Below are 12,759 nucleotides of genomic sequence, written 5' to 3' on the forward strand. Positions count from 1 at the left end.
CGGAGACCCCCCATCAGACCTGCTTCTCCAGAAACTCATCCTCATAGGGGAAGCGCGACAGAAGCTCCGTCCCGGTGTCGGTGATCAGGATCTCGTCCTCCAGCTTGACGCCCTCGCGGCCGCCCTTCTCGCCAATATAGCTTTCCACGCTCACCACCATGCCTGGCACGATATGGCCGTCGCGGCCATAGGTCTCGTAATCCATGGCATGCGCGATGAACGGCGTCTCGCCATGCATGCCGACGCCGTGCATGACCGAAGTGTAGCGCTGGTCGACGAAGCGGTCGGGGATTTTCCACGCCTTCTCGGCGATCTCGCGGAACGCCATGCCGGGTTTGACGATCGAGATATTGTGCTGAACCTGGTCGTGCGCCATGCGGTAGAGCGACTTCTGGTAGGGCGTCGGCTTGCCGGGTCCGCATCGGAAGGTGCGCGAGAAATCGGAATAGTAGCCGTAGCAGCCGATCGTGTCGGTATCGAGCGCCAGCAGCTCGCCCGGCCGGATTTTTCGCCCGCTGGCCTCGTTGAACCAGGGATTGGTGCGTTGGCCGGACGTCAGCAGCCGCGTCTCGATGAACTCGCCACCCTGGCGGATGACCTCGCCATACATGATGGCGAACAGGTCGTTTTCGGAGACGCCGGGCCTGATGGCCTCGCGCACCGCATAGACCGCGGCCTCGGCGCCGGCCATCGACACCTGCAGGCATTTCACCTCCTCCGGCGTCTTCACCGCGCGCACGGCCAGGATCTCGCCCTGGCAATCCCGCACCTCGCAGCCACGCTTTTCCAGCGCCAGCGCCTGCAGATGGCTGCAGCGGTCGAGCCCGAGCTTCATCGAGCCGCCGCCATGCTTCTTCAAAAGCTCGGCGATCTCGTCGGCGAAGGGTCCGGCGGTTTCGTCGTCGCGGCCCGAGACCGACGACCAGACCAGCTTGGAAGGCCGCGCCTCGTCGATCGTGTCGAGCACCATCGAGACATGGTAGCTCTGCGGATATTCGAAAAGCACGATCGGCCCTTCGGTGGGGATGAAGAAATAGCGGGTCGAGTTGCGCAGGAAATAGCCGAACATGTTGCGCGAGCCGGTGGCATAGCGCTGGTTGTACGGGTCGAACAGCACGACGCCGCCATAGCCCGCCTCGCGCATCCAGCCGCGCAATTTAGCCAGCCGGCCTTTGCGCAAGGCGTCGGCATCGATGAAGGATGGCTCCGTATCGGACAGCCACATGCCGCCGGCCGGATCGGCCGCCGCCGGGTGACGCATGCGATCCTTGAAGTCGACGTCCTCGGTGCTGTCTGGTTCGAATACGACGATGCTCATGGGGTGCCTGGCCTTGGGTGGATTTGCTAGGCCGGGAGCATGGCGCAGGCGGGGCCGAAGGATTGTGCGGAAAACCGCGTGTGTTGTGCCGGATGCCGCTGACGCCTGCCTTCGTCATCCACGGGCGGAGCAAGGAGCGAAGCGACGCGGCGAAGACCCGAGGATCCATGCCGGGGCGTCTGTGCTACATTAAAGCGGTTCAGAACCAGGCATTCTCGCGGGGGACGACACTTGGACCGCTGCATATTTTGGCCGATGTCGCGGCATGGATCCTAGGGTCTCCACGCCGCTTCGCGGCGCTCCGCCCTAGGATGACGAAGATAGCCCCTAATGCCGCCTCGCGAGTTTCGGCGGATGTCCATGCTCTTCCCGGAAAGCCCGGGCAAAACTCGACATCGAAGCGAAGCCGCAGGCCAGCGCGACGTCGCGCACCGCGAGCGTCGAATGCGCCAGCAGGTCGGCGGCGCGTTTCAGCCGCAGGCGCCGGTAATAGCCGTTGGGCGAGATGGCGAGTTCGGAGCGAAAGGAGCGTTCGAGCTTGTCGGAGGACACGCCGAGCCGTGCGGTGAGCTCGGCCATGCCGAGCCGCTCCTCCACCGCATCCTCCATGATCGCGATCGCCGACAGCACCAGCTCGTTCTGGACGCCGGTGCGCAGGCGCAGCGGCATCAGCTTGCGGTCGACGCTGGAGCGCAGCTGGCTGTGCACGAACCATTCGGCGACGCCGGCGGCAAGCTCGGCGCCGTAATCCCTTGTGATGATCTCCAGCATCATGTCGAGGCTGCCGACGCCGCCGGCCGAGGTGAAGCGCTTGCGGTCGATGACGTAGAGGTCGCGCTTGAGCTCGATGTTGGGGAAGGCCTCGGTGAAGGCGGCCTGGCTGGTCCAGTGCAATGTACAGGCGTGGCCGTCGAGCAGGCCGGCCCGAGCCAGGAAGAACGCCGCATCCGCCACCGCGCCGATATGGGCGCCATTGCGCAGGCTGCGGCGTATCCAGTTGGCGGCGTCTTCGGCGACGAGATGATCGGCGTCACCCCCGGAGCATACGACTATGCGGTCGACCTTGGGCGCATCCTCGGCGTAGAAACCGGGCTGGATGACGACGCCGTTCGAGGCCTCGACCGCACCTTTCGTGCCGCCGACTATGATCCAGCGGTAGCACTCCCGCTTCGCCAATATGTTGGCGGCGCGCAACGGCTCGATGACGGAGCTGAACGCCATCATCGGAAAGCCGGGGAATACAAGCACCGCGAAGGTCAGAGTCTCGGTGGGCCTTTGGGGTTCGCGCGTCGCCATGGGCGCTACATCTCGGGCGAATGGCGCGCGAGGTCAACCGGGCGGCGGCTGATCGATATCATGAAGCGTTGGCGCCGCCCCTCACCTGCCTGCTGTCATCGATGGTTTCGCCAATCGCACGGCGTTGCGGCCAGCCTCTTTCTCCCCGTCACTATACGGGGAGAAATGCCCGGCAGGGCAATGAGGGGCGGCGCTGACCTTGGCTCTCGATAGGTCTAGCCCCCCAGCGCCTGCTCCAGATCGGCGATCAGATCATCGCCATCCTCGATCCCCGCCGACAGCCTTACCAGTGAATCCGATATGCCGATCTCCTCGCGCTTCTCGGTGGGAATGGAGCCATGCGTCATCAGCGCGGGGTGCTCGATCAGGCTTTCCACGCCGCCAAGGCTTTCGGCGAGCGTGAACAGCTGCGTGCGTTCGAGGAAGCGTTTGGTGCCGGCCAGGTCGCGGTCGAGCACGGCTGATATCATGCCGCCGAAGGCGTGCATCTGCTGGACGGCGATGGCGTGCTGCGGATGGCTGGCGAGGCCGGGATAGATCACCCGGCGCACATCCTTGCGGGCTTCCAGCCACTGCGCGATCTTCAGCCCGTTGTCGGAATGCCGCTCCATCCTGAGCGCCAGCGTCTTCAGGCCACGCAAGGCGAGAAAACTGTCGAACGGGCCCGATATGGCGCCGATGGCGTTCTGCAGGAATTTCAGCTGGGCGGCGAGATCCTTGTTGTCGCCGACAACCGCCACGCCGCCGACCATGTCGGAATGGCCGTTGAGATATTTGGTCGTCGAATGGACGACGATATCGATGCCGAGCTCCAGCGGCCGCTGGATATAGGGGCTGCAGAAGGTGTTGTCGGCGACCGACAGGATGCCCTTGCGTTTGGCGAGAGCCGCGACGCCTTCGAGATCGACGATGCGCAGCAGCGGGTTGGTCGGCGTCTCGACCCACAGCAGTTTCGTTTCGGGCCGGATCGCGGCCTCGACCGCCGCCAGGTCTGTGAAATCGACGAACGAGACCTGCAGGTTGGCCGAGCGTTTGCGCACCCGCTCCATCAGCCGGAACGAGCCGCCATAGATGTCGTCGGTGGCGACGATATGGGCCCCGCTATCGAGCAGTTCGAGCACCGTCGAGATCGCCGCCAGGCCTGAAGCGAAGGCGAAGGCGGCGGTGCCGCTTTCGAGGTCGGCCACGGCGCGCTCGAAGGCAAAGCGGGTGGGGTTCTGGCTGCGCGCGTATTCGAAACCCTTGTGCACGCCGGGTGACTGCTGGCCGTAGGTCGAGGTGGCGTAGATCGGCACCATCACCGCGCCGGTCAGCGGGTCGTGGCTCTGGCCGCCATGGATGGTGCGCGTCGAAAAGGCCAGGCGGTTCTTGCCGGCTGGCGGGGTGTGTTTGGTCATCGGGCGCGCCTCAGATGGTTGATCAGGTCGATGCGGGTTATCAGGCCGACGAACTCGTCGCCGTCGAAGATGATGGCGACCTCGTTGCGGTCGAACACCGGCAGCAGCGCATCCAGCGTCTGGCTGGCCTGCAGCGTGTGCAGATTGGAGGTCATGGCCGTGCGCACGGGGCCGTTGAACCGCTCCCAGCGGCCGTCATAGGGGCCGTCGACCTTGGCCAATATGTCGCTCTCGTCGACGATGCCGACGAGCTTGCCATTGTCGAGCACCGGCAGCTGCGACACATCCGAGCGGCGCATGCGGCCATAGGCGTTGAGCAGGCTTTCGTCCGGGCCGACATAGACCGTGTCGCCGGTGCGGTGCGAGCGCATGACGAGGTCGCGCAGGTCGCCATGCTGCTCATGCTCGGCCAGGCCCTGCTCGGCCAGCCAGAAATCGTCGAACACCTTGGAGAGGTATTTGTTGCCGCTGTCGCAGACGAAGGTGACGACGCGCTTCGGCACCGTCTGCTCGCGGCAATAGCGCAGCGCGGCCGACAACAGCGTGCCCGACGACGAGCCGGCCAGGATGCCTTCGCGTGACAGGAGATCGCGCACCGCCAGCATGCTCTGCTTGTCCGTGATGGAATAGGCCTTCCTGACCAGCGACAAATCGGCATTGGGCGGCACGAAATCCTCGCCTATGCCTTCCACCGTCCAGCTGCCGGCCTCTTCCATCTTGCCGGTCTTGATCAAGGGCGCCAGCACCGAGCCGACCGGATCGGCCAGCACCATTTCGGTCTTCGGCGACACCTGGGCAAAATATCGGCCAAGCCCGGTCAGCGTGCCGCCCGAGCCGACGCCGACGACAACCGCGTCGACATTGCCGTCGAGCTGCGAAAAGATCTCCGGGCCGGTGGTCGTCTCATGTGCCAGCGGGTTGGCCGGATTGGCGAACTGGTTGGCGTAGAAGGCGCCCGGCACCTCCGCCGCGATTTTCTCGGCCATGTCCTGGTAATATTCGGGGTGGCCCTTGCCGACATCGGAGCGCGTCATGCGCACCTCCGCACCCAGCGCGCGCAGATGCTGGATCTTTTCGCGCGACATCTTGTCGGGCACGACCAGCACGATGCGGTAGCCCTTGGGGATGCCGACCTGGGCAAGGCCGAGGCCGGTATTGCCCGCGGTTGCCTCGACGATGGTGCCGCCCGGCCTGAGCTTGCCTTGCTTTTCGGCGGCGGCGATCATCGACAGCGCGATGCGGTCCTTGATCGAGCCGCCGGGATTCTGGCTTTCGAGCTTGATGAACAGCCGGCATTTGCCGGTGTCGAACTTGGTCAGCTCGACCACCGGCGTCTGGCCGATCAGGTCGAGAACCGAGGCATAGGGAGGGCGCAGCCGGGATGTTGCGCTGTCCGAGGCGGCATTGTCCGACGCGGCTTGCCTGTGCTCGCTCATTTCGATGCTCCATGATCAAGCGACCGCCTAGGGGGGCAGAGCGGCAGCGTAGCCTCTTTTCCAGCCGTTTGTCGCCGGAAAGAAGATAGATCATGCCAATCAACCGGCCAGACGGGGAATGAAATTCCAGTTTGTGCCACGGTCGGTGGGGCAGGCCAGAGGGGCGCCGCAGAGCGCAACCCACCAACGATTCACCCCAGCAACTGCTTGCTCAGCCTTGCACACTGCACGCGAATATCCGGGATGGCGTCGATCTCGAAGAAGGTGCCGCGCGTCAGCGGGCCGACGGCGAGGATCTTTCGCGAGACCGTGCCGTCGCTGGCGATGATCTCGCAATTGGGCGACACGTCGAGGCCGATGCGCATCGGGTCCGGCCGCGCGAGCCCGCGGTCGACCAGCGAGCGCACCACGCTGTTCGACGAGGTCGAAATGTCACGCACGATGCCCGAGCAATCATAGATACGAGCAACCTCGAAAGTCTCGACAAGCTGGCTGTGGCGCGACTGGACGTCGACGGTGAAAGTCTCCCCCGGCACGATGCCGACGACGCGGCCGGCGACAAGCCGGATGCGGCCGGATTGCACGGCCTCGGTCACCTTGGCGTAGACTTCCGGCGCCATGCGATGGCGGTGGATGTCCCACCAGGCCTTGGTGTGCTCGACGAAGCGGCGCTTGGCGGAAGCCGGCCAGTTCTGCCAGATCTTCTGGTTGAAGGGGCGCAGGCCGTCGACCACGTCGCGCCAGTCGATGCCGGCCTTCTGGTTCTCGCGGATCAGGTCGCGGAACCAGCCGACGAAATAGGAAAGCTGGGTGCCGAGCGGGATGTCGGCGACGTCGAGCTTGATCGGATTGCCCTTGCGATGCGGCGACGGCAGCAGGCCGCGCCGGGAAACCGCGATGATCTTGCCGGTGTGGCCGCGCTGTTCCAGCGCCAGGAACGCGTCCACCATGCTGAGGCCGGTGCCCAGCACCATCACGGGGCTGTGCGGATCGAGCGCTGTATCGGCTTCCGAGCCCATGCGGATCGCATGGCCTTGCGCCGGCTGTTCGTCATGGCCGGTGGCGAGTATGGCCAGATGGGCGACGACGCTGGTGCCGTTGGCGAGCGCCACCTCGACGCCGGATGGGGTCGGCGTGATCGACAGGCTCTCCTCGTGGATCAGGCGCAGCCGCCCGGTCGGCTGTTCGCGCGCTTCGAGTTCGTCGAGCAGCTCGCCGAGATAGCGGGCATAGATGCTGCGCGGTGCGTAGAATGGTGTCTGTGGCGTCTGCTCCTGGCTCACAAGGCCGCGCGCCTGCAGCCAGCGCCAGAAATTGCCGGGGTCGTCGGCATAGGCGCTCATGCCGGCGGCGCTGACATTCAGCACGTGCGCCGACAGCAGCGTCGAATAGGCGATGCCCTGGCCGAAATGCGGGCGCTTTTCGATCAGCGTGACACGCAGATCCGAATTGGGCGATTTCAGGAGATGCGCGGCAAGCACGACGCCCGAGGCGCCGCCGCCGACAATGATGATCGAATTGGCGCGCCCGCTCATGCGCGTTCCCGCGGTATGCGATGCGTCAGGCCTGGACCTTCACCGCGATCGGAAGATCGTGGATCTCCCTCGCGGCTGGAAGCTCGTCGAGGCCGATATCGCGCATTTCGGCGAGGCTGCGCTGGTCGAGCACCTCGGCGATCGCCTGCCGGACCTCCAGCATCAGATGTCGGACTTGGCATGTCGCCTCGTTGCAGTCTTCGCAGCGCTGATATTGTGTGCGGCTGGCGCAGGGAATTGGGGCCAGCGGCCCGTCAAGGACGCGCACGACGTGGCCGACCTTGATCTCGTCGGCGGGCCGAGCCAGACGGTAACCGCCATCCTTGCCCTTGCGGCTCTGGACGAAACCGGCATTGCGCAGCTCGCCCAGGATGGCGTCAAGAAACTTCTTCGGGATGTTGTTGCCGGTCGCGATGTCGTTGACGAAAGCGAGCTGCCCGGCCGGCATCCGCGCGAGGTGTACAAGCGCCTTGAGGCCGTACTTGCCTTTTTTGGTGAGCATAAACCGAACGTTTCTCTGTCATGCGATGGCTTGAAGCCATCCGTTGCGAAACGCCTGGCGTGCCTCCCCGCCGCGCCCAAGCATCCATGACACATAAATTCTAGTGACATGATATACAAGCCGAGAACTGTTGATTTTGCTTTGTTTTCAAGCCGTTTAGGCCATTTGTCAGGCTTTTGTGCCATTAAGGGCACAGAAATGCACATCGACCGCCCAAAGCGACAGGATGGCTCCCGGCGAGACAGCCGTGTCGCGCGCCGACTCACACAACATCGACAGCCGAATGCCGCGAGCGATCATGGTGGTGGGGTGCCCGCTCATCGTCGCCTCCAATTCCCTCATGTCGATAAGGATACTATACTTACCCTCGAACACGCGGAACGGCTTGTCAATTCCGTAGCCGTTCGAGGCATGGATTTGCGTGGTGCTGGCCTGGGTAAGAATTTATCATTCGTGCGTGAACGGCACAGACAAGCAGTCGAGTGCCGGAGCCTCTACAACTTCGTCATCCACGGGCGGAGCAGCCGCGAAGCGGCGTCGCGGAGACCCGAGGATCCATTCCGTGACGTTGATCGAAGAGTGCAGCGGTGCAGAGTTCTGAACCGTGGCGACGCTTACATGTCGCGGCATGGATCCTAGGGTCTGCGCCGCGTCGCTTCGCTCCTTGCTCCGCCATAAATGACTAAGGTTGGAAGGTTCGCGGAGCGCCATTCCTGCTCCTACAGCGGTCTGTCATCGAAGCAGCGAGCGGCCACAGCCGACCTATGCGCTCCAGCCTTCCGCAACCGACAGCTTTTTTCCAACAACCCCGCCTTCGTTGAAACAATTTAACTCTACAAGGCCGATAGAATTAGCGGACTATAATGGGGCGATCCGATTTTCTCTGTTTTCATGGAGCCCTTTGATGTCCACCATTTCGCGACGCATTCTCCTTCTGTCGTCGGCCGCCCTTGCCGGGGCCGCCTTCCTTGGCCCGGCCCTGGCCGACGACCTGAAGATCACCATCGGCTACCAGACGGTGGTCGAACCCTCCAAAGTGCCGCAGGCCGATGGCACTTACGAAAAGGCCACCAAGGCCACGATCGACTGGCGCAAGTTCGATTCCGGTGCCGATGTCATCGCCGCGGTCGCTTCCGGCTCGGTCGACATCGGCTATGTCGGTTCGAGCCCGCTGGCGGCGGCGGCCAGCCGCGAACTGCCGATCCAGACGATCTTCGTCGTCGGCCTGATCGGGCCGTCCGAGGCGCTTGTCGCCCGCAACGGCGCCGGCATCGAGAAGGTCGCCGACCTCGCCGGCAAGAAGGTCGCCGTGCCCTTCGTCTCGACGACGCATTACAGCCTGCTTGCCGCGCTCAAGCATGAGAATGTCGATCCGAAGTCGGTCCAGATCCTCAATCTCAGGCCGCCGGAAATCGCCGCCGCCTTCGCGCGCGGCGACATCGATGCCGCCTATGTCTGGGATCCGGCACTCGGCCAGATCAAGACGACAGGCAAGGTCGTGCTGGATTCCTCGCAGGTCGCCGCCTGGGGCGCGCCGACCTTCGACGCCTGGATCGTGCGTACCGATTTTGCCGAGAAGAACCCGGAAGCGGTGCGCGACTTCGTCAAGGTGACGGGCGCCGCCTATGCCGAGTACCTCGCCAAGCCCGATGCCTGGTCGGTGTCTTCGCCGCAGGCCGGAAAGATCGCCAAGCTCACCGGCGCCAAGCTGGAAGAGGTGCCCGAATTGCTGAAGGGCTACGTCTTCCCGACGCTCGAGGAGCAGGCCTCCGACAAGTTCCTCGGCGGCGGCACGGTCAAGGCGGTCGCGGCGGCCTCCGCCTTCCTCAAGGAACAGGGCAAGGTCGACGCCGTGCTGCCGGACTATTCGAAATACGTGACATCGAAATACGTCACCGAGGCGCTGGCCTCGAACTGAGCCCAGTGCTGAAGCGTCCCCGCATGCCTTGGCGGCAATGCGGCGGCGCTCAAATGGCTCGCGCGCTCCTTCCCTGACGCCGCGTGCTGCCTGCCCCGGACCTGCTGACAGGAGCCGTTCCGGGGCAGTCGGATTTCCTCAAAGAGGGCCCCATGCCGCATCTCGTGCTCGACAAAGTCTCGATCCACTACGAGGGCCAGCCGGCACCCGCCGTCGAACGGGTGTCGATCGACATCGCCAAGGATGATTTCGTCGTCCTTGTCGGCCGCTCCGGCTGCGGCAAGACCTCGCTGCTCAATGTCGCCGCCGGCCTCGTCGCGCCGGCGCGCGGCACGGCCACGATCAACGGCCAGCCGATCACGGCACCTGGTTCGGATCGCGCCGTGGTGTTCCAGAACGACGCGCTGTTTCCGTGGCTGACGGCGCGCGAGAACGTTGCCTTCGCGCTGCGCCTGCGCGGTGTCAGGCCCGACGAGCGGGCGCGCCGCGCCGACGAGCTTTTGGCGCTGGTCAAACTCACCGATGCCGGCGACAAGCGCATCTGGGAGCTGTCCGGCGGCATGCGCCAGCGTGTCGGCCTTGCCCGCGCGCTCGCCGCCGAGCCGCAATTCCTGCTGCTCGACGAGCCGCTCGGCGCGCTCGATGCGCTGACGCGCGAGCGCATGCAGACGACGCTGCTCGACCTCTGGACGGCAAGCCATGCCGGCGTGCTCATGGTCACCCACGGCATCGAGGAGGCGCTGGTGCTCGCCACCCGCATCGTCGTGCTGGCGCCCGGCCCCGGCCGCGTGGTGCGCACCTTCGAACCCGGCTTCTCCAGGCGCTACGCCTCGGGCGAGGCCATCCGCGCGATCAAGGCCGATCCCGCCTTCGCCGCGGCACGCGGCGAACTGACCGACGCGATCTTCGAGGGAGAGGCGGCATGACCATCTCCTCCTACACCGAACGACCCGGCTCGAGGACCGAAGAGGCCGACGGCCTGTCGGTGCCGTGGTCGCGGCCAAGCCCGAAACGCAAGGGCGTTTCGGCCCGCATGATCAGCGCGGTCACCATACTGGTGGTGCTGGCGGCGTGGGCGCTGTCGGCCCGCCTGCAACTGGTGTCGCCGGTGTTCCTGCCCTCGCCAGTCGCCGTCTGGAACAAATTCATCGTCGTCATCAGGGATGGCTTCGTCGACGCGACGCTGCTGCAGCATGTCGTCGCCAGCCTGGGCCGCGTGTTTGCGGCACTCGTCGCGGCCATCCTCGTCGGCGTCCCGGTGGGTCTCGCCATCGGCATCAGCACCGTCGGCCGCGGCATCTTCGATCCGCTGCTGGAATTCCTGCGGCCGATCCCGCCGCTCGCCTATTTGCCGCTGGTCATCATCTGGTTCGGCATAGGCGAGCCGTCGAAGATCCTGGTGATCGCCATCGCCATGCTGGCGCCGGTGGCATTGTCAACGGCGTCGGGCGTTCGCGGCGTCTCGCAGGAGCGCGTCAACGCGGCGCGTTCGCTTGGCGCCACAAAGCGCCAGGTGGTCCGCCACGTGATCCTGCCCAGCGCGCTGCCCTCGATCCTGACCGGCCTGCGCATCGCGCTCGGCGCCGGCTGGTCGACGTTGGTCGCCGCCGAACTGGTCGCGGCGACGCGGGGTCTTGGCTTCATGATCCAGTCCGCGGCCCAGTTCCTGGTCACCGACGTGGTGATCATGGGCATTCTGGTGATCGCGGTCATCGCCTTCGTACTCGAATTCACCATCCGCAGGATCGAGCGCGCGCTCGTCCCGTGGGCGGGACGGGAGTGACCAACCGCAAGTGCAGGAGAGAATGACCATGACCCATTCCACCGCCGTGCTGTTCGCCCATTTCGGCAGCTGGCTGCTGGGCCTTGCCTCCGACCGCAAGGCGACGAAGGAGGACAACCCTCCATCGCCGGCGCCAGTCCCGTTCCAGGCCGGGCGTGACCGCCTGCCGCCGCGCGACGAGAGCTTCTACTGGGCCTGGCAGTACTGGTCGCAGTGACTGGCGAGACCATGGACAGAGCGCCCCTCGCCCCGTTTACGGGGGATGCCGGCAGGCAGGTGAGGGGCGGCGCAGACCCAGGTGTGCAATCGAGTCCGGCGAACACAGGTCCGATTTAATGCTGCAGGCTACCAGTCCAATGCCGGCGCTGCCCCTCATTGCCCTGCCGGGCATTTCTCCCCGTTCACGGGGAGAAAGAGGCTAGCAACGGCCGCCGCCGATTGACCAAGCGGCTGAAAAACCATTCCGCCCTCCAGCCTCATCTCGCAAAATCGTTCCTCTACTAAATTTATAGAACTACCTAGCCTTATCTCTCTTCCAACCGGCGAGGACATGCTCCCGGCGCCGATCCACAGCGAAGGAGAGGGATCATGTTCAATTTGACGAGGCGCGCTTTCGGCATCGGCCTTGTGGCCGCGACGGTTGCCCTGTCGTTCGGCGCCGCGGCGCAGGAGCTGAAGCAGTTCAGCATCGGCTATCAGAAAACCGGCCTGCCGGTGATCGCCCGGCAGCAGCAGGTCATCGAAAAGGCGCTGGGCGACAAGGGCGTCACCGTCAAGTGGGTCGAATTCACCGCTGGCCCGCCGCTGGTCGAGGCGCTCAATGTCGGCGCCATTGACGCCGGCTGGACCGGCGACGCGCCGCCGATCTTCGGCCAGTCGGCGGGCGCCAACATTGTCTACGCGGCGGCGCTGCCGTCCAATGGCGACGGCGAGGCGATCTTCGTCAAGCCGGCGTCGCAGGTCCAGTCGGTCGCCGATCTCAAGGGCAAGCGCGTCGGCGTCGGCAAGGGCACCAGCGCGCATAATCTGCTGGTCGTCGCGCTGGAAAAGGCAGGTATCCCCTTCGATCAGATCACGCCGGTCTATCTCAGCCCCGCCGATGCCGCCGCCGCCTTTGCCAGCGACCAGATCGATGCCTGGGCGGTCTGGGATCCCTTCTTCGCCATCGCCGAAACGCGTTATCAGCCGCGTGTTCTGGCCCGCTCCAGCGACGTGCTCAAGGTCAACACCTATTTCCTCGCCAACAAGGATTTCGCCAAGGCGCATCCCGAGATCGTTACCACGACGATCGCCGCCCTCGGCGAGGCGGCGAAATGGGCGGACCAGAACCGCGACAAGGTGGCCGAGGCGCTGCATGAGGTGACCGGCGTGCCGCTCGACGCACAGACCATTGCCGCCAACCGCACAAAATTCGGCATCTTTCCGATCACCGACGAGATCACCGCCGGCCAGCAGGCGACAGCCGACCGCTTCTACAAGCTCGGCCTGATCCCGAAGGCGGTCCGCATCTCCGACGCGGTGTGGACCGCGCCGGGCAACTGATTTTTCTCGCATGGCGCCGGGCGGAAACGTCC

12 protein-coding genes are annotated in these 12,759 nt (G+C 64.9%); 5 read left to right on the forward strand and 7 right to left on the reverse strand.

Going from position 1 to position 12,759, the window contains the following annotated elements; genetic code table 11:
• Positions 1 to 13: 13 nt before the first annotated feature.
• The 7 genes from AC07SZ_RS11230 to AC07SZ_RS11260 form a co-directional block, all read right to left on the reverse strand.
• Positions 14 to 1,318 carry a M24 family metallopeptidase gene (locus AC07SZ_RS11230; protein WP_172371594.1) on the reverse strand — a complete coding sequence of 435 codons (1,305 nt, stop codon included), beginning with the start codon at positions 1,316 to 1,318 and terminating at the stop codon, positions 14 to 16.
• A gap of 327 nt (positions 1,319 to 1,645) precedes the next feature.
• A complete protein-coding gene (locus tag AC07SZ_RS11235) occupies positions 1,646 to 2,614 on the reverse strand; it encodes a GlxA family transcriptional regulator (protein ID WP_056574201.1) in 969 nt (322 codons plus the stop codon).
• 215 nt (positions 2,615 to 2,829) lie between these two features.
• The gene (locus AC07SZ_RS11240; protein ID WP_494914291.1) at positions 2,830 to 4,011 is read right to left on the reverse strand and encodes a trans-sulfuration enzyme family protein; all 1,182 of its coding nucleotides are present in this window, start codon (positions 4,009 to 4,011) and stop codon (positions 2,830 to 2,832) included.
• Positions 4,008 to 5,447, reverse strand: coding sequence for a pyridoxal-phosphate dependent enzyme (locus tag AC07SZ_RS11245; RefSeq protein WP_494914292.1), 1,440 nt, complete (start codon positions 5,445 to 5,447; stop codon positions 4,008 to 4,010). Before AC07SZ_RS11245 ends, AC07SZ_RS11240 begins: the two co-directional genes overlap by 4 nt.
• A 191-nt stretch (positions 5,448 to 5,638) precedes the next feature.
• Complete coding sequence (locus AC07SZ_RS11250) at positions 5,639 to 6,982, reverse strand: FAD/NAD(P)-binding protein (protein ID WP_494914293.1); 1,344 nt, start codon at positions 6,980 to 6,982, stop codon at positions 5,639 to 5,641.
• A 25-nt stretch (positions 6,983 to 7,007) separates the two neighbouring features.
• Positions 7,008 to 7,484 (reverse strand): RrF2 family transcriptional regulator, encoded by a 477-nt coding sequence (locus AC07SZ_RS11255; RefSeq protein WP_172371587.1) that lies wholly within the window; start codon positions 7,482 to 7,484, stop codon positions 7,008 to 7,010.
• A gap of 168 nt (positions 7,485 to 7,652) precedes the next feature.
• Complete coding sequence (locus tag AC07SZ_RS11260) at positions 7,653 to 7,805, reverse strand: hypothetical protein (protein ID WP_155772488.1); 153 nt, start codon at positions 7,803 to 7,805, stop codon at positions 7,653 to 7,655.
• A gap of 583 nt (positions 7,806 to 8,388) precedes the next feature.
• On the opposite strand from AC07SZ_RS11260, the gene tauA reads away from it, so the two are divergent.
• The 5 genes from tauA (at position 8,389) to AC07SZ_RS11285 (ending at position 12,727) form a co-directional block, all read left to right on the forward strand.
• A complete protein-coding gene (gene tauA / locus AC07SZ_RS11265; RefSeq protein WP_056574181.1) occupies positions 8,389 to 9,402 on the forward strand; it encodes a taurine ABC transporter substrate-binding protein in 1,014 nt (337 codons plus the stop codon).
• A 152-nt stretch (positions 9,403 to 9,554) separates the two neighbouring features.
• Complete coding sequence (locus AC07SZ_RS11270; RefSeq protein ID WP_494914294.1) at positions 9,555 to 10,328, forward strand: taurine ABC transporter ATP-binding protein; 774 nt, start codon at positions 9,555 to 9,557, stop codon at positions 10,326 to 10,328.
• The gene (locus AC07SZ_RS11275) at positions 10,325 to 11,185 is read left to right on the forward strand and encodes an ABC transporter permease subunit (RefSeq protein WP_172371584.1); all 861 of its coding nucleotides are present in this window, start codon (positions 10,325 to 10,327) and stop codon (positions 11,183 to 11,185) included. Before AC07SZ_RS11270 ends, AC07SZ_RS11275 begins: the two co-directional genes overlap by 4 nt.
• 28 nt (positions 11,186 to 11,213) lie before the next feature.
• On the forward strand, positions 11,214 to 11,402 hold the full coding sequence (locus AC07SZ_RS11280; RefSeq protein ID WP_494914295.1) for a hypothetical protein: 189 nt from the start codon (positions 11,214 to 11,216) through the stop codon (positions 11,400 to 11,402).
• A gap of 371 nt (positions 11,403 to 11,773) precedes the next feature.
• Positions 11,774 to 12,727, forward strand: coding sequence for a sulfonate ABC transporter substrate-binding protein (locus tag AC07SZ_RS11285; RefSeq protein WP_494914296.1), 954 nt, complete (start codon positions 11,774 to 11,776; stop codon positions 12,725 to 12,727).
• Positions 12,728 to 12,759 lie beyond the last annotated feature (32 nt).

It is taken from the genome of Mesorhizobium sp. GW821-FHT07A06, assembly GCF_059419085.1.